The following is a 20,728-nucleotide window of genomic DNA, read 5'->3' as shown; positions in this document are numbered from 1 at the left end:
CATTCTGACCGTGAGTTAATACATTGGTACAAGTCAGAAAAAATTATCCGCGACTGGCCGACGGCACCCTGGATCGGGAGGCTTGGCTGCGCCATATTCAGGCGATGGCGAAACTGGACGGGGGCACACTGGTTACCCTGCGTAAAGCCGTCGAGATCAGCGAGGAAGCGGAACGTAAGGCCATCGATGCCGAGAATATCTGGGTCGAGGGTACCAGCAGTTTTCTCACCGGCCTTGAAATGGTCGAGATTCTTGCGGATTTGCAGATTGATGGTGAAGCATTGTGCGCCGCCATGCTCTACCGCGCCGTACGCGAAAAGCGCCTGTCCCTGAAAACCGTCTCGGAGGAGATGGGGGAAACCATCGCCAAGCTGATTCGCGGTGTATTGCAGATGGCGGTCATCCGTAATCGCAGTGCGGATACCGGCGAGGAAAACCAGAGTGGTGCGGTCGAGGAGCACTCGGAAAATATTCGCCGGATGCTGGTGGCACTGGTCGACGATGTGCGTGTTGCACTGATCAAGCTGGCGGAGCGCACCTGCGCCATTCGCGCGGCAAAAAAAGCGGACGAGGCCAAGCGCCGCCGGGTAGCGAGAGAGGTGGCCGACGTCTACGCGCCACTGGCGCACCGGCTGGGTATTGGTCACATAAAGTGGGAGCTTGAGGATCTGGCATTCCGCTATCTCGAGCCCGATGACTACATGCAGATTGCCCGTCTGCTGGATGAAAAACGCCTGGCCAGGCAGGACTATATCGACGATGTCCTGAGCCTGTTGCGCAGCGAATTGTCGAAAGCGGAAATCGAAGGGGAAGTGTTCGGCCGCGCAAAGCACATCTACAGTATCTGGCGAAAGATGCGCCGTAAAAACATTGGCTTTTCCCAAGTCTACGATATCCGCGCGGTGCGCATTCTCGTGCCTACGGTACGGGACTGTTATGCGGTTCTGGGGATCGTGCACAATCTCTGGCGCAACATCCCCAACGAGTTCGACGATTACATCGCCTCACCGAAAGATAACGGGTATCGCTCCCTGCACACCGCGGTAATCGGCCCGGAGCGCAAAGTACTCGAGGTCCAGATTCGCACCTTCGCCATGCATGAAGAAGCGGAGTATGGCGTATGTGCGCACTGGCGTTATAAAGGCACGGACAAAAAGTCCGGGCAACTCGAAGGCCAGGACGGCTACGAGCAGAAAATCTCCTGGCTGCGCCAGGTACTCGACTGGCACGAGGAAGTCGGTGGCAACCCTTTGCAGGAAGACCTGCAGGCCAGCGACGTGGACACCCGCATTTACGTGTTTACGCCGGATGGTCATGTGGTCGACCTGCCCCGAGGTGCGACCCCGCTGGATTTCGCCTACAGAATTCACACCGAGATCGGCCACCGTTGTCGCGGCGCCAAGGTCGACGGTCGTATCGTGCCGCTCAACCACGAACTACAGACAGCCAACCAGGTGGAAATTCTTACGGGCAAGCGGGAAGCGCCCAGTCGCGACTGGATTTCCCGCAGCATGGGATACATCACCACCTCCCGAGCCCGGGCCAAGGTCATTCACTGGTTCAAACAGCAGGCGCGAGACCAGAATGTGGCGGAAGGGCGTACCATTCTCGACGGTGAGTTCAAGCAACTGGCGCTGGTGGATTTTGATTTTGAAAAGCTCGCGAAAAAGCTCAACATGCACTCTCTCGAGGACCTCTATGCGGCAGTAGGGGCGGGCGATATCGGCGTGGGGCAGGTTTTGAATGCGGCGCAGCGGATGGTGAAAGTGGAGCGGGGGGAGCCTGTGCTCTCGCTCACCGCTCCGGTTGCCCGCGACGGGCAGGCGGACGTGTATATCGATGGGGTGGGGAACCTGCTCACCCAGATCGCGCGGTGCTGTAGCCCGGTCCCCGGGGACGACATCATGGGCTATATCACCCAGGGCCGTGGTGTCTCCATCCACCGGAAAGATTGTGCGAATATGCTGCGGATGCAGTCCGAAGAACCGGAGCGGATCCTGCAGGTGGAATGGGCGGAGAAACCCTCCGATGTATACGCGGTGGAGATCATGGTGGAGGCCTATGACCGCCACGGCCTACTGCGGGACGTGACCACCATGCTGGACAGTCAGCGCATCAATATCACCGCGATGCAGACATATTCCAACAAGCACAAGCACACGGTCGACATGGTTATTACCGCTGAGATTCACAACTTTGAGGAACTCAGCCATGTTTTACACCGTATCAACCAGTTGCCCAACGTGGCGTCTGCCAAGCGGCGTATTCTTCACTGAATCGGTCATTGAACGGTCATCATGAAAGAAAGTTACACCATAGAGGATCTGCAATATTTGATGTCCCGGCTGCGCAGCCCCGATGGAGGCTGCCCCTGGGATCTCAAGCAGACCTATGCCTCGGTTGTCCCGTCTACCATTGAGGAGGCGTACGAGGTTGCTGAGGCCATCGAACGGGAAGACTTTGAGCACCTGCATGAGGAGCTTGGCGACTTGCTGTTCCAGGTTATTTTCTATGCCCAGCTGGGGCGGGAAGACGGGCGTTTTGACTTTTCCCGCATCGTCGACACTCTGGTGCGCAAGCTGGTGAGGCGTCATCCCCATGTATTCCCGTCGGGTGACCTGCACGGGGAGTTTCCCGGGGAGGAGGGGAACCGTCCCATTGATGAGCAGCAGATCAAGGCCAAATGGGAGGCGATAAAGGCTGAGGAGCGTCTGGCCAAAGGCGAAAAAGGTACCCTGGACGGAGTGGTCGTGGGGCTGCCAGCGCTGACACGGGCCGCTAAACTGCAAAAGCGTGCGTCGCAGGTGGGCTTTGACTGGCCGGAAATCGACGGGGTACTGGCCAAGGTCGAGGAGGAAATCCACGAGCTGAGAGAGGCCATTGCATCCGGAAGCCGCGACCATGCACGGGAAGAGCTGGGTGACCTGCTATTTTCATGCGTAAATGTGGCGCGACACCTCAAGGAGGACCCGGAGGCGGCGTTGCGCCAGTGCAACAGGAAGTTCGAGCAGCGTTTTGGGGCGGTAGAGGCTGCCCTGAAAGCACGCGATCAACAGCCCTCAGACGTCACATTAGAGGAGCTGGATCGGCTTTGGGAGCAGTCAAAGGGCTAGCGGCACTGCCCAAACTGAAGCGAACCTCTTTAATTGGTCGAAATTTCGCAGGTTTTTGTAAAAAAATTACCAAATTCGGCCAGACCACATGCGCACTTGTTCTGTCTTGGGGCAGAGTGTAAGGTAGCGCTCTTTTTACGAGGAGCAACGCTGCGCCTCGGCATGATCTGGAGATTATCTGTTTATGCGAATCATACTTCTGGGCGCTCCGGGCGCAGGCAAGGGTACCCAGGCCCAGTTCATCACCGAGAAGTTTGGAATTCCTCAGATTTCTACCGGAGATATGCTCCGCGCTGCGGTAAAAGCGGGCACCCCGCTGGGTCTGCAGGCCAAAGACATCATGGCGGCGGGCAAACTGGTTTCCGATGACCTGATCATTGCGCTGGTAAAAGAGCGCATCGCCGAACCGGACTGCGCCAACGGCTTCCTGTTTGACGGCTTCCCGCGCACCATTCCCCAGGCTCAGGCCATGCTGGACGCTCAAGTGTCCATCGATCATGTGCTGGAAATTGCGGTGGACGACGAAGAAATCGTAAAACGCCTGTCCGGTCGTCGGGTGCATGAGGGCTCAGGTCGCGTTTACCACCTGGTCTATAACCCGCCCAAGAATGAAGGCTTGGACGACGTTACTGGTGAAGCGCTGGTACAGCGCGCTGACGACAGCGAAGAGACCGTACGGAATCGCCTGTCCGTCTACCACGAGCAGACCGAGCCGCTGGTGGGCTTTTACCGCGAGCTGCAGCAGCGCGAGCCCGAATCCGCGCCCAAGTACAGCAAGGTCGAGGGCGTGGGCTCCATGGATGATATCCGTAAGAAGGTGCTCGAGGCGTTGAGCTGATTGCTCGGCTTGCTCGCACTCTTCCAAGAAAGGCTCCTTCGGGAGCCTTTTTTTCGTTCGGGCTTCTGTCTTTTCAGTATGCGGCAGGCTATAGGCCCTATAGAAAGCCCGCTAAATACATTTGCGCTGGTTTCTGAAATACTCCCGTCCCATTGTTCTCTTCAACCTTCACAACTCTTCAACCTGTAACCATTGGAGTGCGAACGAATATGGCTCACGCGATCATTCTGATGAATCTGGGGACTCCTGCAGAGCCGACTCCTGGCGCTGTGCGGGCGTTTCTCCGGGAGTTTTTATCGGATACCCGGGTGGTGGAAATTCCGAAGCCGGTCTGGCAGCTGATACTCAACCTGTTTATTTTACCGCTGAGGCCCAAGCGGATAGCACCTGCCTACCAGGAGATCTGGAATCATGGGCTGGATGGAGAGGCTGTAACTGGCTCGCCGATCGTGTATTACACCCGGCGCCAGGTGGATTTACTGCAGGAGCGGCTTCAGGCAGGGGCAGGAGAGATCGGAGTGGAAGGTGAGGCCGGGCAAGATGGCGGCCCCTTGGTCGCTTATGCCATGACCTACGGAACCCCCAACCTTTCTGAGACGGTCGCGCGGCTGCAGGAGGAAGGAGCAACCGGGTTTACTGTGTTGCCACTTTACCCACAGTATTCGGCGACGACCACTGGCGCAATTTACGATCAGGTGGCGAGGATAATCCGAAAATCGCGCAACGTACCCGACATTTCCGTGGTGCACGACTACTGGAAACACCCACGCTACATTGAAGCCTTGGCAAACACTGTTCGCGAGCACTGGGATAAACACGGTGCAGCGGAAAAGCTGATGATGTCTTTCCACGGAATACCCAAGGCGAACACGCGCAAGGGCGACCCCTATTACGAGCACTGTTGTGGTACTGCAGAGCGGCTGGCCGCGGCTCTGGGGCTTCCCCGGGAAAAGTGGGAAATCACTTTCCAGTCGCGTTTCGGCAAGGCGGAGTGGCTTCAGCCCTACACGGATAAAACCCTGGTTGAGTGGGGGCGCAGCGGGGTTTCGAGCGTCGACGTGATCTGTCCGGCGTTTTCCGCCGATTGCCTGGAAACACTGGAAGAAATAGCGGTAGAGAATCGCGCTAACTTTATCGATGCCGGTGGCCGTGAGTATCGGTATATTCCTGCGTTGAATGCACGTGAAGACCATATTGCGATGATCGAAGCCATTGTCCGGGAGCGAATTCCCGGAACAAAGGCCGGATAATTTCTGAGAGGTTTTTTCTCTCAAACGCCCATTTTTCTTAAAAAAACCTCCGCACATACAAAAAAACCGAATTTTTTTGAGAAATTCGGTTTTTTTTGCCCCTTTTTTCTTGCAAACCCCCCTTTTTTTATTAACTTTGATACAGCCGTGTCATTTTGAATGGCTGGGCTGCTCTCGATCCTCCAGTTTTACGAGCACCTTCTCGGGGAATTGATCGCATCCAGTGCTCCAGTTTGTGAAACCAAATTTTGCAGCTGGGCGCCGGAGAAGATGTTCCTTTAATGCTTTTGACGAAAGTCCGGAAAAGGTCTCGGGTAGGGGCATCGGGGAAAGGCTTCTTAATTTATTTGCAGAAGTGCTTTCTCCGGATGGTGAATCGGGAGCTGTTGCAATTCCCGGCAGCAGCGTAATACGGGGTTTTCCCGCAGTTGCTGGTCGGCACACATATCTGTGTTCAAAGTGACTTCTTTTACAGAGAAAGAGGAGACAAGGGATGGCACGAGTCGCAAAGAAAAAGGCCAAGGCAAAACGCGTAGCCAAAGCCAAACCGGCCGCCAAGGCCACCAGCACATCACCAGTGGTGGCGAAGGCGCAAAAGGCGGTAGATTCTGCCGCGAAAGCACTGGATGCCCAGCTGGATCGGGTTGGCAAGGCGCGGGCTCGGGTTCAGAAAACCGGTTCTGCCCCTGCCAAGGAGTCGCTAGCCGCAGCAAATGCCAAATTACGTGAGCAGCGTTTAAAGGTAGCGGAAGCCAAGGTGGCGCTGGCCAAGGCCAGTGCGATGGATTCTGTGCGTCAGGCTGAAGAGTCCGCAAAGAAATCTGTTTCCGAAATGGCCGAAAAGCTCTCTGCGAAGGCGGATAAAGAGCTTGCGAAGGCGTTGAAGGCGTTCGAGAGTCGCTGGAAGAAGGCTCGCGCCAAGGCCGATGCTAAAAAGGTCAAGGCGGCAGAGAAGAAAGCAACCGCCAAGGTGAAGGCCGCGGCGAAGAAAGCGGCTGCAAAGGCCAAGGCGCTTGAGAAAAAAGCGGCGGCCAAGGCCAAAGCAGAAGCCAAAAAGGCGGCCAAGGCTGCCAGCAAGAAAAAGGCCGTAAAGAAGTCCGCGGCGAAAAAGACGGCCAAGAAGACACCGGGTCGTCCGAAAAAGGCCTCAGCGAAAAAGGCTGCGGCCAAAAAAGCGGCAACCCAAAAGGTAAAGTCTGCGCCCAAGAAGTCTGCCCGCCGGGGGCGCCCGCCAAAGGCTGCTGCCAAGAAAGCTGGAGCTCGTCGCGGCCGACCATCGAAGAAGTCCTGATCACGAGGTCTCTCGCCGCTCCTGCCCCGCGCAGGTCACCCAAGCCCTGGCCATTGGCCGGGGCTTTTGCGTTTCGGCCTCCTTCCGGTAGAGAGAGCACGGATATGGTCAGGGGCGGCCCCCCCGAGCTGCCCGGTTGCGTTTGTCGCTGGGCGTGCCACAATTCGCCCCTGACACGGGGCTCTCCCCCGCATCTGTTGGCCCTGGCGGCCTGAATTCCTACTCGGCTTACTTTATTACGGGCTTCTAGCATTGAAACTTCTGGCTGTTGACACCACTTCCGGCGCCTGTTCTGTTGCCTTGTACCAGGAAAGTCATCACAACGGCCGCAAGGATTGCCAGGTTATTGAGCAGTTTGTACGGGCTGAGCGGGATCACACCCGCCGCCTGTTGCCCATGGTGGAGTCCGTACTGGCGCAGGCCCAGTGCAGCCTGGCCGAGGTGGATGCCCTTGCGGTCAGTCAGGGGCCGGGATCTTTTACTGGCCTGCGTATTGCTATCAGCTGCGTTCAAGGCCTGGCTTTTGCAATAGACAAGCCGGTGGTGCCGGTATCGAGCCTTGCGGCCATGGCCTGTGGCGCGGTGCGCACGAACCCCGATTGGACCGATGCACCGATACTGCCGGCGCTGGATGCACGGATGCAGGAGGTTTACTGGGGGCTGTATTCCTCTGAGCGCCCTGGTCAGGCGTTGTTACCGGATGCGGTTGCAGGGCCGGAACAGGTGATTTCCGCTCTGGAAGAGGGGGGCTTTCTTCCCGCTGAAGGTGGCGAGTGCCCGTTTTACGCTGCCGGCCCCGGCTGGCAGTACCCTCAGCTGGCCGCTCTGGCTCCACGGAGCATATGGACCGAGGCGGCAATTCATGCTCAGGATATCGCTGTATTGGCGGCGGACCGGTGGAACAACGGGGAGTTTCTTGCCGCGCAAGACCTGGAGCCGGCTTATCTGCGGAACGAGGTAACCTGGAAAAAACGTGAGCGTATCCGTAACCGCTGACGCCAGAGTAATCCTCCAATAACAATTACCGTACGGCGCAGGGCTGTGGCCGGCCGGATAAGTAGTAACACGTATGGAAACTTTTCAGATCATTTTTCTTGCCCTGATCCAGGGCGTTACCGAATTCCTTCCCATTTCCAGCTCTGCGCATCTGATTTTACCCAATCAGGTACTCGGGTGGCCGGACCAGGGGCTTGCATTCGATGTGGCCGTGCATTTCGGCTCGCTGATCGCGGTGCTGGTGTATTTTCGCAAGGATGTCTGGCATTTGATCGTCGACGGACTGGGCGGTTTCAAAACCGGCAACTTCAGTGATGAGGGCCGCCTCGCCTGGTTGATTGTCCTGGCAACGATACCCGCCGGGCTGGCGGGGCTCGCATTCAAGGATTTTATTGAAACACACCTGCGTTCATCTGCCGTGATTGCGGCCACCACGATAGTGTTTGGCGCACTGCTCTGGTGGGCGGATGTCCGCGGTGAAAGAAAGCACGACCTGGGCAAGCTCAACTGGAAAAAGGCACTGATGATCGGTGCGGCCCAGGCTATTGCGCTGATTCCCGGCACTTCGCGCTCGGGGATTACCATGACTGCGGGTCTGATGCTGGGGATGAAGCGGGAAGCGGCCGCGCGCTTTTCTTTTCTCATGTCGATCCCCGTGATTGCCCTGAGCGCGCTATTGCTGACTCTTGAACTGCTGGAAACCGGATCGGTGCCCTGGGGTAGTATTTTCTCCGGCGTTGTCCTTTCGGGAATCAGCGCCTATTTATGTATCCATTTTTTCCTGCAATTTATCAGCCGCATTGGCATGGCTCCCTTTGCCATTTACCGTTTTTTACTGGGTGGCGCATTGATCTGGCTGCTGCTCGCCAACTGATCTGCTCGGCGTTACTGTAATCAGGGAATGAAAAGGCAGTCATCGCGTGCGGCTGAATAGACATCCTGAACAGGTATTTTTATGACAACCACAGTGGCATTTATCGGGCTCGGTGTAATGGGTTTCCCCATGGCCGGGTATCTATCCAAGGCCGGTTATCGCGTGCGGGTATATAACCGCACCGGCAGCCGGGCCAGTGAGTGGCTGGAGTCCTATAGCGGCGAAGCCTTCGCAACCCCTGAGAAGGCGGCCAGGGGAGCTGATTTTGTCTTTGCCTGCGTCGGAAATGACGATGACCTGCGTCAGGTTACCTGTGGCCAGAATGGGGCTTTCCGGGGAATGTCCGACGGAAGCCTGTTTATAGACCACACCACCGCTTCGGCGGATGTGGCCCGCGAGCTGGCCGCCGAAGCACAGAAGAAAGGAATCGGTTTTTTGGATGCTCCGGTGTCCGGCGGACAGGCCGGGGCGGAAAATGGGGCCCTCACAATTATGGTAGGCGGCGAAAACGCCGATTTTGAACGGGCGGTTCCGCTGATGGACTGCTATGCGCGTGCCGTTAACCTGCTTGGACCGGTGGGCAGTGGCCAGTTGTGCAAAATGGTGAACCAGATTTGTATCGCGGGACTGGTGCAAGGGCTGTCCGAAGGTCTGCACTTTGCGCGTGCGGCGGGGCTGGACCCGGAACAGGTGGTAGACGTGATTTCAAAGGGTGCGGCACAAAGCTGGCAGATGGAAAACCGTTACAAGACCATGCTGGCGGGCGAATACGAACACGGCTTTGCGGTTGACTGGATGCGCAAGGACCTGGGCATTGTGCTCGATGAAGCCCAGCGCAACGGCGCATTGCTGCCGGTGACGGCCCTGGTGGATCAGTTTTATAGTGAAGTACAGGCGCTCGGTGGCGGACGTTGGGATACTTCCAGCCTGTTTGCGCGGCTGACCAATCTGCGGGATTTCAGCTGACCCCCGACACTCCATAGCTCCCCGGCCATCCGGCCGGGAGTAACTCCACCCCTTTCTTTATCGTGCAGGTAATTCGGTGAAAGTGCTTCTGCTTTCCGCGTACGATGCCGACAGCCACAAACGCTGGCGGCGCGGTCTGGTGGCCGCGATTCCCGAGTGGCAATGGACCACACTTGGTCTGCCGCCCCGTTACTTCAGCTGGCGCGTACGCGGCAATAGTCTCAGTTGGGGACGTGGGGAGGCACTTGCGACCCTGCGCCAGCCCTGGGACCTGCTTGTCACTACTTCCATGACGGATCTCGCGTCCCTGCGCGGACTTGTTCCGGAGCTGGGGCGGGTACCCACCGTGGTGTATTTCCATGAAAACCAGTTCGATTACCCGCGCAGCGAGGAAGCGGTGCAATCGGTCGAGCCCCAGTTGCTGAATATCTATACTGCGCTGTGCGGAGACCTGCTGCTGTTCAACTCCGAATACAACCGCAGTACCTTGCTGGAGGGAGCCGAAGGTCTGCTGCACAAACTGCCAGACCAGGTTCCCAGGGGTATTTGCCGCGAAATCGCGGACAAATCCCGCATATTGCCGGTCCCACTGGAAGCGACCGCGTTTGCGGGGGCGGGCAGAGCGATAGATGGGAGTACACAGCGGCCAACGTTTGCGTGGAATCATCGCTGGGAGTACGGCTTTGATGGGGTACCTTCTGAAGACACCTTGATCATTAGCTGGGCCGCAAGGTGGGAGTACGACAAGGGGGCTGACAAGCTGCTTCAGATACTCGAAGGGCTGAAAAGAAAGCAGGTCAAGTTCCTGCTGAACATGATAGGGCAGTCCTTCCGCAATAGCCCAAGTGAGTTCGCTACGATCAAGCGAAGGTTTGCCGATCACTTGCTGGTTGTTGGCTATGTGGAGAGCGCAGAGCTTTACCGGGAGACTTTGAGGCATAGCCATGTGGTACTTTCAACGGCAATCCATGAGTTTCAGGGGTTGTCGGTCATGGAGGCTGTAGCGCTCGGCTGCTGTCCGGTTGTTCCCGACGGTCTCGCCTATCCCGAGTACTACCGGAAAGAACACCGTTACAGCGGCGTTTCTGGTGCGGTGGACCGGTTGAAAAAGTTGGCTGGTTATTTGGCCGAGGGAAAGGCGCTTCCCAGGATTGATATGAACGAGTACTCGTGGGAGGAGCTCGGTGTCGAATACAGGAAAGCCCTGACTGAGATAGTCAACGTAAGCTAGCCTATGTCTTTTTCTGCAGGGTTGTGGCGGTGAAGGGCGTCCAGGTCTCCTGTATGCATGGGTTGGTCAAGCCGGAATGCGTTCCCTTTATTGACAATTCACTGAATCGTCGGGACTATTTGAGTACTGTGCAAGAATTGCCCGCATGTTGAGTTACCCAAGCGGTGCCTATCTGCGTAGCACCTCGCGCCCCAGCCAGCCGGAATGGAAAATCATGAATAAATGGACATTATTAGCGGTATCGGCACTATTCACTGCATCGGCTTCAAATGTGCTGGCGTATCCAAAGCAGATCGCTTTCCTGAATCATCTATTTGCGGTAGTGGGTAGTGAGACCGTAAACGCGATCGAGCAGTACAGTTATTTACCCGGGTTCATTGATTGCGAGAAGAAGTCGGTAACAGTAGGTGGGGAGAAGAGCTGGGCGGGCCGTTAACTAGGTGGCAGGTCAACTTATATCGAGCGCTTTGGCACGGGGGAATTTGCCCCGAGCGTGCAACCTGATGCGGGAAACGGGTATCATTCAACTTCGATTTGCCGCTCGACACCAGTCAAAGAACGGAACCCGTAGAATAGAATTCACCAGGATTTATCAGGATCTATGAGCAAGCAGCGCGTACTTACCGGCATTACCACGACCGGAACCCCCCACCTTGGCAACTATGTGGGTGCCATTCGCCCGGCCATTGCCGCCAGCCAGGAAGAAAATAACCAGTCGTTTTATTTTCTGGCGGATTATCACGCACTGATCAAATGTCAGGACCCGGAGCAGGTTCACCAGTCCACGCTGGAAATCGCGGCCACCTGGCTGGCGCTCGGCCTGAATACGGACAATGTGGTCTTCTACCGCCAGTCCGATATCGTTGAAATTCCGGAGTTGACCTGGTTGCTCACCTGCCAGACCGCCAAGGGGCTGATGAACCGCGCACACGCCTACAAGGCGGCGGTGGATGCCAACCGTGACGACGGTCAGGACTCGGATTTCGGGATCACCATGGGGCTGTACAGCTACCCGATCCTGATGGCTGCCGATATCCTGATGTTCAATGCCAACAAGGTGCCGGTAGGCAAGGACCAGATTCAGCATATTGAGATGGCCCGTGATATCGCCGCGCGTTTCAATCACCACTATGGCGAGCACTTCGTGCTGCCCGAGGCGGTGGTGGACGAGCACGTTTCCGTGTTGCAGGGCCTCGATGGCCGGAAGATGAGCAAGAGCTACGGAAATACCATTCCACTGTTCCTGCCGGAAAAGAAGCTGAAAAAGCACATCAACAAGATCAAGACCAATCTGCTGGAGCCGGGTGAGCCGAAAGATCCGGACACTTCCACGGTATTCCAGATCTGGCAGGCATTCTCCACGCCCGAGCAGACTGCGGAGATGCGCAAGGCGTTTGAGGACGGCATCGCCTGGGGGGAAGCCAAAAAGCAGTTGTTCGAACTGATCAATGGTCAGATCGGCGAAGCGCGTGAACGTTACGAGGAGCTTCTGGCGAATCCGGCACAGATTGAAGTAGAGCTGGAAAAGGGTGCTGAGAAGGCGCGCGCCTACTCTCGTCCTTTCCTGGCCAAACTGCGCGAGTCGGTCGGTATCCGCAAGATTGGCTGACGCTCTCATAAGCCCCGAACATCTGTAACTGAGCCCACGCATTCGTGGGCTCAGTTGTTTCCGTCACCGGGTTATTCCGGTCCAGGTTTGTTTGGTGGCTTGTTGTCTCGCGGTGGCTCCGGGTCTTTTCGTTCTTTTTGCTGATTATCGACGGCCTTCCGGCGTGGGTGTGGCCGCTGCTCTGCGCGATCCTCCAGTCCCGCCGGCCAGCCCTCTCTCTGTACTCCCCGCTCACCATCGGATTCATCGGTCTGGTCGTGGAACAGGTGCACCTGCGTTTCAAACGGCATGTCGATACCCGCTTCATCAAGCGCCTCTTTTACCGCCTGAATCACCTGGGCGCGTACGTGGGTAACGTCCGTCTGGGTGCTGCTGGTCCACCAGCGGGCGCGTATAGCCACCCAGCTGGCGGCCAGATCCCACGGCAGTGCCTCCGGGCCGGGGTCTGACAGCACACCCTTGACACTGGCGGCTGCGCTGCGGATAACCTCGCAGGCCTCCTCGATGTTGTCACTGTAACCGATGCCGATTTCGTAATCGCTGCGACGCTTGGCGTGGGCCGTTTTAACCAGAACCGCGTTGGTGTATATGTCACTGTTGGGCATGACCACACGCTGGCCATCGTAGGTGTCAATTAGTGTCGCGCGGGTTTCTATGCGGTGTACGGTTCCCTCGTAATCGGCAACTTTTATCTGATCTCCGATTTCAAAGGGCTGTCGCAACAAAAGCAGCAGGCCCGCCAGCCAGTTTTGCAGAATATCCTTGAACGCAAACCCGATCGCGACGGACCCCACACCCAGCCCCGCGATCAGGTCGCCGGGTTTTAGGCTCGGCATGACGATGGTGGCGGCGAGGAGAAACCCCACCAGTACCACCCCCCATTTGACCAGGCTACCCAGTACTTCACCCAGGTTGCCGCGCGAACGACGCTCGAGGTGTCTCTGGATCACAAAGCGGAAAATACTGCCGAGCAGAAACGCGACAAGTAGCATCACCAGAGCCACCGTGAAATTGGGGAGCAACCTGATGGCGCCGTCCACCCAGCTATCGACCTGGTCGATGGCCGCACTGTAGTCTGCCGAAATGGCATCTGCCTTGTCTGTTGTGTTCGTCTGGTTTTGTGTGTCCTGCATCATGACATGACGTTTCCGCCGGAAAGGGGGTTATCCCGGATTGCGCAGCCGGATATCCAGTGCGAAATCGGCGCTCTCCCCCTTCTGCGCGGCATTGCGCATCAGATAGATCAGCACCCGGTAGGTGCCGTCGCGGGGGAGGGTGACGGAAAAACGCGAGTGCTGGCCGTGACCTTTGTACAGCGCCCGCGGGGCCGCCGGCGCAGTAATACGATAGCCGGCGCTGGTGTTGCTACTGTGCACGTCCAGTTCCAGTGATTGACCGGTCTTGGCATCGATAAGGTACTCAATGGCCTGATACCCATTGATGGTGGCGGTAATGCGGGCGCTGTGGGAACGGGACGCGGCGTCGTTCTCGGGCGTCGGGCTTTCTTCACGGAGTTGCACCCTCCGCTGCTGAGCATCCAGGCCGGTGAGGTTCTGGGTGGCCTGGACTTTGTTGGAAACCGCGAGGTGTTGCGTTGCAGCCAGAACGGGGTGGTGTGTATTTTCATCGGGGGCGGCGGTGACCGGCGCAGAGAACAGAAGCGGCAGCAACAGAGGGGAGAGCAGCGAAAAAGCGAGCCGATGGGATGTCTGCACTGGGAGCCCTGAAAAATGGTGGAACAGGGCAGCCAGTATAGTTTCCGGGGCGGCGGATCAGTCGTCGGCGGCCTGCGTCTTTGCTCGCTGGAAGCGGCCGTGCTGGAGGTAGTGGATGACCTGCTTGATGACCTTGCGGTCTTTCATCATGAAAACGTGGGTCACCGGCAATTCGAGGTGGTCGTTCATTCCGTCCAGGCGGGTGCGTTCCACTGTGACCTTGCCGTCATCCTTGCCGGGCAGCAGGCGAGAGAGAATCGGGTTGATACTTTTAGTGCCGGCGATGATACCCACATCAAAGCTCGCGGCGCCCAACTTGTTCGGTACACTCATTTTTCCGGAACCCAGCTGCAGGCCCGCATCACCAAACATAAAGTGAAAGCCGGGGAAACTTCCCAACTGGTCGACCACCTCACTGCCCTGGTTGGGCGGGCCCAGCATGACTACCCGCCCCAGGTTTTCCACGTGCACCCGGCTCAGGTACTGGCGAACCAGAATGCCGCCCATGGAGTGCGTGACGAAATGCACCTGATACGGTTGCTCGCTACGGTCACTGGCTTGCGCGGCACAGGCGTCGAGCGCTGGCGCGATGGCATGACCGGCGAGCTTTTCGATGGGAAATTCCGTGGATGGGTAATCGACATTGATCGCGATAAACCCGGCGTCTCCGGCCGCTTGCTCCAGCTTATTCATCGAACTGTCGGATTTGGCCAGCCCGTGCAGCAGAATCACGCAGTCTTCCGCATAGGAAGTTGGGGCAACCAGGGCGAGCAGGCCGAAAACGAGTACCGCGGCGGTATTGGCAACAGGGCTTAATGGTCGGGTGCGTCGGAAGGCCATAGGATAGATTGATCGGCAGCTAGTGATATGTCCCGATTCTAACCGCATCAGCCGCCATAAATCACGGCGTCAGGGATCAGCTAGTATTCTTGGGCCCCGTTACGGCTTGACCCGGGGCCGCTGGTTTTTCCGCTGTCGATATCTACCCGTAGCTTGAAGTCTGCGGACTCGTTTCGCCGTGCGGCGCTGCGCATCATATACACCTGAATCGTATAGGTGCCGCCGTCCGGCAAAGTGGTGGCAAAGCGGTCACCATTGATTGAGCCGATAAATAGGGCCGCGTCCCCGGGGCCGCGGCCCGGAGGGTAAACATTAAAGTAAGTAGCGGTATGACTGGTGGAGAGTTTCACCACCATATGCTGGCCGGCCTTGGCGCTGACCTTGTAATTCACCGACTTGTAGCCGGTGATACTGCCGGTGACGGAGGCTCCCGTTGTTCCCTTGGCGAAGCGCAGGGTTTCGTTGCGGGACTCATCGCCCCGGGCAACACTGCTGAGTAAGGCGACGATGAGACAACCCAGAAAAGTAGTTACGTACGCGCGCTGCATAAAACCCCCTGCGGCTAGCATGGCCAGATAAACTGCCAGATTGCAATTTAGTGTAGTTCAGCGCCAGAGTCCGGGAGGTTAACTCCCCCTGATGGTGACCGGGCCGTCAAGCCCTATCAACTGGCTGCTGGCTGTTCTGGAGCGCTTCCACAAACCTTTTGGGGTCGTTCGGTGTCACCACGATGGTCTGGGCGGGCAGGCGGATAACGACCGTGCGCGCAAGGTCTGTGGCGAAGGCGCGGTAGCGCCCCAGCTTCTGGTTGCGAAACAGCCCGATGAAGCCGAACAGGCCGCCGTTACCGAAAATGCGGATTGACCCGGACGTGGCTTCCGGATCATGCGACACAGACTCCATGGCTGCCAGGGAAACGCGCGTGCGCCAGCCAGGCCGAACAACGAAAAGGTCGCTTCCCTGCAGGCGATAGCCGCGCACCGCACACAGGGCGCATAGCAGGAATATGGCCGGCGACAGGCCGATACCCACCTGATACATCAGCGGCGGCTGTTCCGGCGCCTTCGCCAGCAGGGCACCGCTGATCCCGAACATAATCACGCCGCACAACAGGGTGATCAGCGCGAGCTGTCGGCTCCAGGGAGCGGAGAATTCTACGGGCGCGGTGTTTGACGTCGATGAAGCTGGCATGAAGGGAGTCCGTCAGGGTCTAAAGTCATTGGAAAGATTGTAATCATTGCTTGCGGCGGTAGCTAATTACGCCTCCCGGCAAAGGCGCTGGATTGCTATACTCCGCCCGCCTCAAGCAGCACCCTTTGTTCTGGAGAAATTCATGTCAGAAGCACTTTGCGATATCGGTTTTATTGGCGCGGGCGTCATGGGGAAAAACCTGATTCTCAACCTCGTCGACAACGGATACCGCGTGTGTGCGTTTGACCTTGATCACGGCCGCCTTGAGGCCTTGATCGAACAGGATGCCAGCGAACGTGGCGATCAGCCGCCACGGGTGGAAGTATGCAACTCCTACACGGAGTTACTGACGCGGGTGAAAGCGCCACACCTGGTGATTCTCTCTGTGCCCGCGGGTGCGCCGGTGGATGACGTATGCAACAAATTGCTGGATGCCGGGCTACAGGCAGATGATATCGTGATCGACACCGGCAACAGCCTGTGGACCGATTCCGTCGAGCGTTGCAAGCGCTACGAAGGCAAGCTGATTTTCTTCACGACCGCAGTATCCGGTGGTGAAGTAGGAGCGCGCTTCGGTCCCTCGTTGATGCCCAGCGGCGATCGTTACGCCTGGGCGCGAATCGAGCCCGTGTGGCATGCAATCGCCGCCAAGGTCGACCCCGCCACAGGTCAGCCCATCGAACGCTTCGAGCCGGGCAACCCGGTGAAAGAAGGTGAGCCCTGCGCAGCCTATATTGGGCCCATCGGTTCCGGCCACTTTGTAAAAATGGTGCACAACGGCATCGAATATGCCGACATGCAGATGATCTGTGAAGTGTACGATGTGATGCGCAGCGCCCTGGAAATGACCCCTCAGGAAATTGCCGGTGTTTTCCGGGAATGGAACAAGGGCGTACTGAACAGCTACCTGATCGATATCAGTGCCGAAGTGCTGGACACCGAGGACTCGGAAACTGGCAAGCCGCTGGTGGATGTGATTCTCGATCGCGCCGGGCAGAAAGGCACCGGTCTCTGGACCGCGGTTGGCGCTCTGCAGGTAGGGTGCCCGGCACCGAGTATTGCCGAAGCGGTGTTCGCCCGCTCCCTCTCCACGCGCAAAGTCCTGCGCACCCGAGCGGCCAGGAAACTGGCGGGACCTGATGTGGCGCCAGTACCACAGGAAAAGCGCGACGAGGTGATTGCCCAGCTGCACGATGCCCTGTATTGCGCAAAAATCTGCGTTTATGCGCAGGGCTTTGATTTGATGAAGCTCGCTGCCAGGGAGCAGGGGTGGGAGCTGAATTTTTCCGAAATTGCCAGAATCTGGCGGGCCGGCTGTATTATTCGTGCGGTATTCCTGCAATCTATCAGCGATGCATACGAGCGGGATACCAAACTCTCCAACCTGCTGCTGGATGATTTTTTCATCGAGCAGATTGCCAGCCATCAGGGTAACTGGCGGCGAGCAGTGGCGGATGCCACCATCGGCGGTATTCCGGTGCCGGCGATGTCGTCCGCACTCAGTTATTACGACGCCTTCCGCCGCGAGTCCCTGCCGGCGAACCTGTTGCAGGCGCAGCGGGATTTCTTCGGCGCGCATACCTTTTCACGGGTGGATCGCCCGGAGCAGGAAAAATATCACGTGCTGTGGGGAGAGGCGGGAAGGCCGGTTAAAAAAATCTGACCCCTAAGCCACAGTATGCACGGTTGATCAATCCAGTGTGTTTGCCTCAAAACGAAGCTGAGCTTCACTCCTAAGGGCACTGAGAAAACGATTGAATTGATCAATCTCTTCAACCGGGATATACCGGCTGGGTATCTCCAGAGTTGAGACCACTTCCAGATAGCTCGGGGCTGATTGGTGGATTTTCCGGTAGAGCGTACCGTACTTGTGCTGTAGGTCCAGTGTTTGCCCCGGAAAGGTCAGTGACCAGAGTTTTCCCAGGTCAAACTGAAAGCTGGACTCTACAGTGAGCCCTGGAAACTGGTAGCCGTAGTGGTTGTTGTCGATAACAAGGCTGTCGATCTCGTCCATCATCCAAGTATCGTACTCGGTGTAGGCCAGATGCGCTTGCGGGTCCAGCAGCGGGTCATATTGGACTTCGGACTTTATTACCAGGTCGGGTGCTATCTGGTCTATATCGGTAAAGGAAAACTGCGGTTCAACGTCAGAACCGTAGGCTTCCTGGTACTGCTCCTGTGCCCATTCGAGCCGTTCTTCAGGTGACCTGGAAGCCAGTATCGAGCGTATGGAGCCCGCGTACTCACCAGAGTATTTTCTGGTGGTTTTTTCCATTTGCCCGCCTTTCTGGTCAAACACAATTTCCGTGTTGGCATGCAGCCGCCAACGATATTTGTTCAGTGGAAGTGTCATCGGCTGAGGGTCAGAGTTGATCGGTAGTGCGGCACTACCCTGAATCCAGGCGGAGAGTACGTTCCAGTCGGTGTCCGTATCGGTGGCATCAATACAGAAGTTCGCTTCCGTTTCATCGTTGCAGACTATTACGTGGTCGAAATAACTCGTTGTCGGCAGCGATAAATTACTCAGGCTTTTGCGTTCGGTGGCAACCAGCACCGGAAATGGATTCAGATCCAGCTTTTGCAGTAGCTCGATCAGCAGGGCTGATTTGTCTTTACAGTCTCCATATCGGTTATGCAGTGTTTCATGGATGTTGTGAGGCGTAATGGCATTTCCCTGTCCGGACATTGAGTTGTAGCGGATTTCCCGGGTGACAAATCGATGTATTGAAGAGATCTTTGCATTCAGAGTAGGTTTGTCTTCGGTGAGCTCTTTAAAGAGCTTGTCGACCTCTGTTGAGGATACCCGGGCGCTGTCGAATTTGTCTTGCATCAACGTGGCAATGTCTGCCCAACGTAATTCCCCTTCGGTAACTACTAGCTGGTTGATCACATCCCTCCAGTAAACGGTTTCGTCTCGCTTGAGTGCGGGTATCTGTTTTGCGCTGCATGTGATGGTCGCCGTTTCGGTACTGCAACCTAATGCATCGCTCTCGTTCTGGTATTGCAAGTTAATACCCGGAGCACTGGTTATCTGCACGTGATAGTTCTGATACTCAAATGTGCCTCTTGGGTAGAAAATTCTTGACCAGGGGGCTTCTAACTGTGCCTTGTCGGTGATGATTTCGTAATCGAGAAAGCCAAGGCCACCAGTGGAAAGGCCGGGTATAGGGATTACCGCAATTTTGGTGTCGCTAAATGTGTTGTATTCATTCGACTCGACGACCTGAACATTCGCTGGATCAAAAATTTGGATGTTTCCGTCTGGGGCGATGGATCCCGCCGAGTGAATGGTGACGCGCTCGTTGCCCTGGTTGAAATAGATAAGTTCGTTGCCGCGGTTTTCTATTTCACTGGATGTTGCGTAGTAGGTCACCGCTTGGATTCTGGACTTAACCTCGGTTTTACCAACGTGAATGTCCGCGCGAAAACCGGCCAGTGTGTACCGTTCTGGAAGTTCACCCCGGAGATATTCTTTTGAGAAATCCATCAGCGCTTGATTTGTTTCTCCCGTCCATCTGACCTTCTCTATAGGGGATTGAACGGCAGATACATGGGGACTTGCTGACAGCAAGATCATTGACAAGAGCGCTGACATGAGCAATTTGGTGGCTTCGATCGGTTTCATAGCGGAAGAAATCCTTTCTCGGTTTCCTGGTAGTCACCCTCAGCGTGATTGAAGTCTGCTTTGGCTGCGACGAGCTGTCCGTAGAGTTCGTAAACCCCTTCATCCGTTTGTATGGACCTACTGGTAACCAGGACTTTGTTACCGAGCAGTGTTCCGCGACATTCGAGGGAGGACACAATGCTACTGCCGTTACTGTTGTCAGTAGCAAGGAACTCTCGGTTTTCCATACAGGTCGTTTGCGAGAACTCCTCGGAAGCCTCATCAGTGCGGTATGCGGAAACCTGATTCAGCGAGGTTTCTTTTCCGTGGTGGAAAACCACAAAGTAGGCGTTAGTGTTTGCGCCCTCCAGTTCGAGGAGTGCTGTCCCGTCCGAGTGTGAACCAATTTCTACTCGCGACCAGTGGTCCCCCTGGACTTTTACCCTAAATGGGTGTCCCTCTTGCTTGGTGATAGCTCCGTGTTTTAGCGCCTCTAGCTGATTGCCACCAAACATCTGCGTATAAAACAATAAGATGCACAGCAATACGGTTGCGACCGGCAGGCAAAGAACAGTCAGAATCCATTCTGCGGGGTTGTAACGGCGGGAGAGTGTTGAGCCTTGAGATAGACGCTTCCAGTACGCGGTACGGATACGGTTTACTCGCCTGTGTAAAACAGAGAAAAGAACGGTACCGAGAAAAAATACGGCGACAAACCACCGGTCCGAATCAGGAACTTTATCGGAGACGTTGATGAGCAAGGTAACTACCCACATCCCAAGCATCCAGAGCTTACGCCACTGTCCCCAAGGCTGCGAGAGCTCACAGCGAGACTCTGCATTTTCTAGCAGGCGCATCAGGCGAGGGTACGCAAAAAACTGAGCCAGCAGGAAATACGGAGTGAGAATCCACCACGCGGGTGAAACCTTCTCGTGGTTAATGGTGCGGAAGTCTTTCACCACGCGGTAGAGGTAGTAAGAGAAGTAAAGTCCAAACGTGGCGATAAATAATACAACCTCCCACCCTAGGCTCCTCGGTTTGGCGACGTTTTGTGGGTCGACGTTGCTGCGGTCAGAGTGCGCTTGGTCACCGATTCCTGTGGTCGGGCTAACGTCGGAGCTGGTTGCGAATTGACCATCTGGAGTAGAAGTGGAGGCGTGAATAGACATGGACAGTCTTCCTTCCCTGATTGTTATTCTTTATTGGTCCA

19 protein-coding genes are annotated in these 20,728 nt (G+C 56.5%); 12 read left to right on the top strand and 7 right to left on the bottom strand.

The window, feature by feature from the left end:
* Window positions 1-23 precede the first annotated feature (23 nt).
* The 11 genes from relA (at window position 24) to GTQ55_RS11050 (ending at window position 12,168) form a co-directional block, all read left to right on the top strand.
* The gene (gene relA, locus GTQ55_RS11100) at window positions 24-2,276 is read left to right on the top strand and encodes a GTP diphosphokinase (RefSeq protein WP_161858792.1); all 2,253 of its coding nucleotides are present in this window, start codon (window positions 24-26) and stop codon (window positions 2,274-2,276) included.
* Window positions 2,277-2,297: 21 nt separating this feature from the next.
* A complete protein-coding gene (mazG, locus tag GTQ55_RS11095; protein ID WP_161858791.1) occupies window positions 2,298-3,113 on the top strand; it encodes a nucleoside triphosphate pyrophosphohydrolase in 816 nt (271 codons plus the stop codon).
* A 184-nt stretch (window positions 3,114-3,297) separates the two neighbouring features.
* Window positions 3,298-3,951: an adenylate kinase gene (adk, locus tag GTQ55_RS11090; RefSeq protein ID WP_161858790.1), complete on the top strand. Its 654-nt coding sequence runs from the start codon at window positions 3,298-3,300 to the stop codon at window positions 3,949-3,951.
* A gap of 209 nt (window positions 3,952-4,160) precedes the next feature.
* Window positions 4,161-5,201: a ferrochelatase gene (gene hemH, locus GTQ55_RS11085; protein WP_161858789.1), complete on the top strand. Its 1,041-nt coding sequence runs from the start codon at window positions 4,161-4,163 to the stop codon at window positions 5,199-5,201.
* A 493-nt stretch (window positions 5,202-5,694) separates the two neighbouring features.
* On the top strand, window positions 5,695-6,492 hold the full coding sequence (locus GTQ55_RS11080; protein WP_161858788.1) for a hypothetical protein: 798 nt from the start codon (window positions 5,695-5,697) through the stop codon (window positions 6,490-6,492).
* Window positions 6,493-6,744: 252 nt separating this feature from the next.
* Window positions 6,745-7,488 (top strand): tRNA (adenosine(37)-N6)-threonylcarbamoyltransferase complex dimerization subunit type 1 TsaB, encoded by a 744-nt coding sequence (tsaB, locus tag GTQ55_RS11075; RefSeq protein ID WP_161858787.1) that lies wholly within the window; start codon window positions 6,745-6,747, stop codon window positions 7,486-7,488.
* A gap of 73 nt (window positions 7,489-7,561) precedes the next feature.
* The gene (locus GTQ55_RS11070) at window positions 7,562-8,362 is read left to right on the top strand and encodes an undecaprenyl-diphosphate phosphatase (protein ID WP_161858786.1); all 801 of its coding nucleotides are present in this window, start codon (window positions 7,562-7,564) and stop codon (window positions 8,360-8,362) included.
* An 81-nt stretch (window positions 8,363-8,443) separates the two neighbouring features.
* Window positions 8,444-9,328: an NAD(P)-dependent oxidoreductase gene (locus GTQ55_RS11065; RefSeq protein ID WP_161858785.1), complete on the top strand. Its 885-nt coding sequence runs from the start codon at window positions 8,444-8,446 to the stop codon at window positions 9,326-9,328.
* A gap of 76 nt (window positions 9,329-9,404) precedes the next feature.
* Entirely contained in the window at window positions 9,405-10,559 is a 1,155-nt protein-coding gene (locus GTQ55_RS11060) for a tRNA-queuosine alpha-mannosyltransferase domain-containing protein (protein WP_183946521.1), read from the top strand.
* 145 nt (window positions 10,560-10,704) lie between these two features.
* A complete protein-coding gene (locus GTQ55_RS11055; protein ID WP_161858784.1) occupies window positions 10,705-10,995 on the top strand; it encodes a hypothetical protein in 291 nt (96 codons plus the stop codon).
* Window positions 10,996-11,160: 165 nt separating this feature from the next.
* Window positions 11,161-12,168 (top strand): tryptophan--tRNA ligase, encoded by a 1,008-nt coding sequence (locus GTQ55_RS11050; protein WP_161858783.1) that lies wholly within the window; start codon window positions 11,161-11,163, stop codon window positions 12,166-12,168.
* A 71-nt stretch (window positions 12,169-12,239) separates the two neighbouring features.
* Here GTQ55_RS11050 and GTQ55_RS11045 read toward each other — a convergent pair whose 3' ends face one another.
* The 5 genes from GTQ55_RS11045 to GTQ55_RS11025 form a co-directional block, all read right to left on the bottom strand.
* Window positions 12,240-13,304: a mechanosensitive ion channel family protein gene (locus tag GTQ55_RS11045; RefSeq protein ID WP_161858782.1), complete on the bottom strand. Its 1,065-nt coding sequence runs from the start codon at window positions 13,302-13,304 to the stop codon at window positions 12,240-12,242.
* A 27-nt stretch (window positions 13,305-13,331) separates the two neighbouring features.
* On the bottom strand, window positions 13,332-13,883 hold the full coding sequence (locus tag GTQ55_RS11040; RefSeq protein ID WP_161858781.1) for a hypothetical protein: 552 nt from the start codon (window positions 13,881-13,883) through the stop codon (window positions 13,332-13,334).
* Window positions 13,884-13,940: 57 nt separating this feature from the next.
* Window positions 13,941-14,723, bottom strand: coding sequence for an esterase/lipase family protein (locus GTQ55_RS11035; protein WP_161858780.1), 783 nt, complete (start codon window positions 14,721-14,723; stop codon window positions 13,941-13,943).
* 80 nt (window positions 14,724-14,803) lie between these two features.
* Window positions 14,804-15,271 carry a DNA breaking-rejoining protein gene (locus GTQ55_RS11030; RefSeq protein ID WP_161858779.1) on the bottom strand — a complete coding sequence of 156 codons (468 nt, stop codon included), beginning with the start codon at window positions 15,269-15,271 and terminating at the stop codon, window positions 14,804-14,806.
* A gap of 106 nt (window positions 15,272-15,377) precedes the next feature.
* The gene (locus GTQ55_RS11025) at window positions 15,378-15,914 is read right to left on the bottom strand and encodes a PH domain-containing protein (RefSeq protein ID WP_161858778.1); all 537 of its coding nucleotides are present in this window, start codon (window positions 15,912-15,914) and stop codon (window positions 15,378-15,380) included.
* 142 nt (window positions 15,915-16,056) lie between these two features.
* On the opposite strand from GTQ55_RS11025, the gene gndA reads away from it, so the two are divergent.
* Window positions 16,057-17,577 (top strand): NADP-dependent phosphogluconate dehydrogenase, encoded by a 1,521-nt coding sequence (gene gndA, locus GTQ55_RS11020; RefSeq protein WP_161858777.1) that lies wholly within the window; start codon window positions 16,057-16,059, stop codon window positions 17,575-17,577.
* A 27-nt stretch (window positions 17,578-17,604) separates the two neighbouring features.
* Here gndA and GTQ55_RS11015 read toward each other — a convergent pair whose 3' ends face one another.
* Together GTQ55_RS11015 and GTQ55_RS11010 are read right to left on the bottom strand one after the other, a co-directional pair.
* The gene (locus GTQ55_RS11015; protein ID WP_161858776.1) at window positions 17,605-19,539 is read right to left on the bottom strand and encodes a DUF3857 domain-containing protein; all 1,935 of its coding nucleotides are present in this window, start codon (window positions 19,537-19,539) and stop codon (window positions 17,605-17,607) included.
* The gene (locus tag GTQ55_RS11010) at window positions 19,536-20,687 is read right to left on the bottom strand and encodes a hypothetical protein (RefSeq protein ID WP_161858775.1); all 1,152 of its coding nucleotides are present in this window, start codon (window positions 20,685-20,687) and stop codon (window positions 19,536-19,538) included. Before GTQ55_RS11010 ends, GTQ55_RS11015 begins: the two co-directional genes overlap by 4 nt.
* Window positions 20,688-20,728 lie beyond the last annotated feature (41 nt).

The organism is Microbulbifer hydrolyticus (assembly GCF_009931115.1).
Taxonomy (GTDB): Bacteria; Pseudomonadota; Gammaproteobacteria; order Pseudomonadales; family Cellvibrionaceae; genus Microbulbifer; species Microbulbifer hydrolyticus.
Note: the sequence above shows the minus strand (reverse complement) of the source record. Positions and strands in the feature narration are given on the sequence as shown.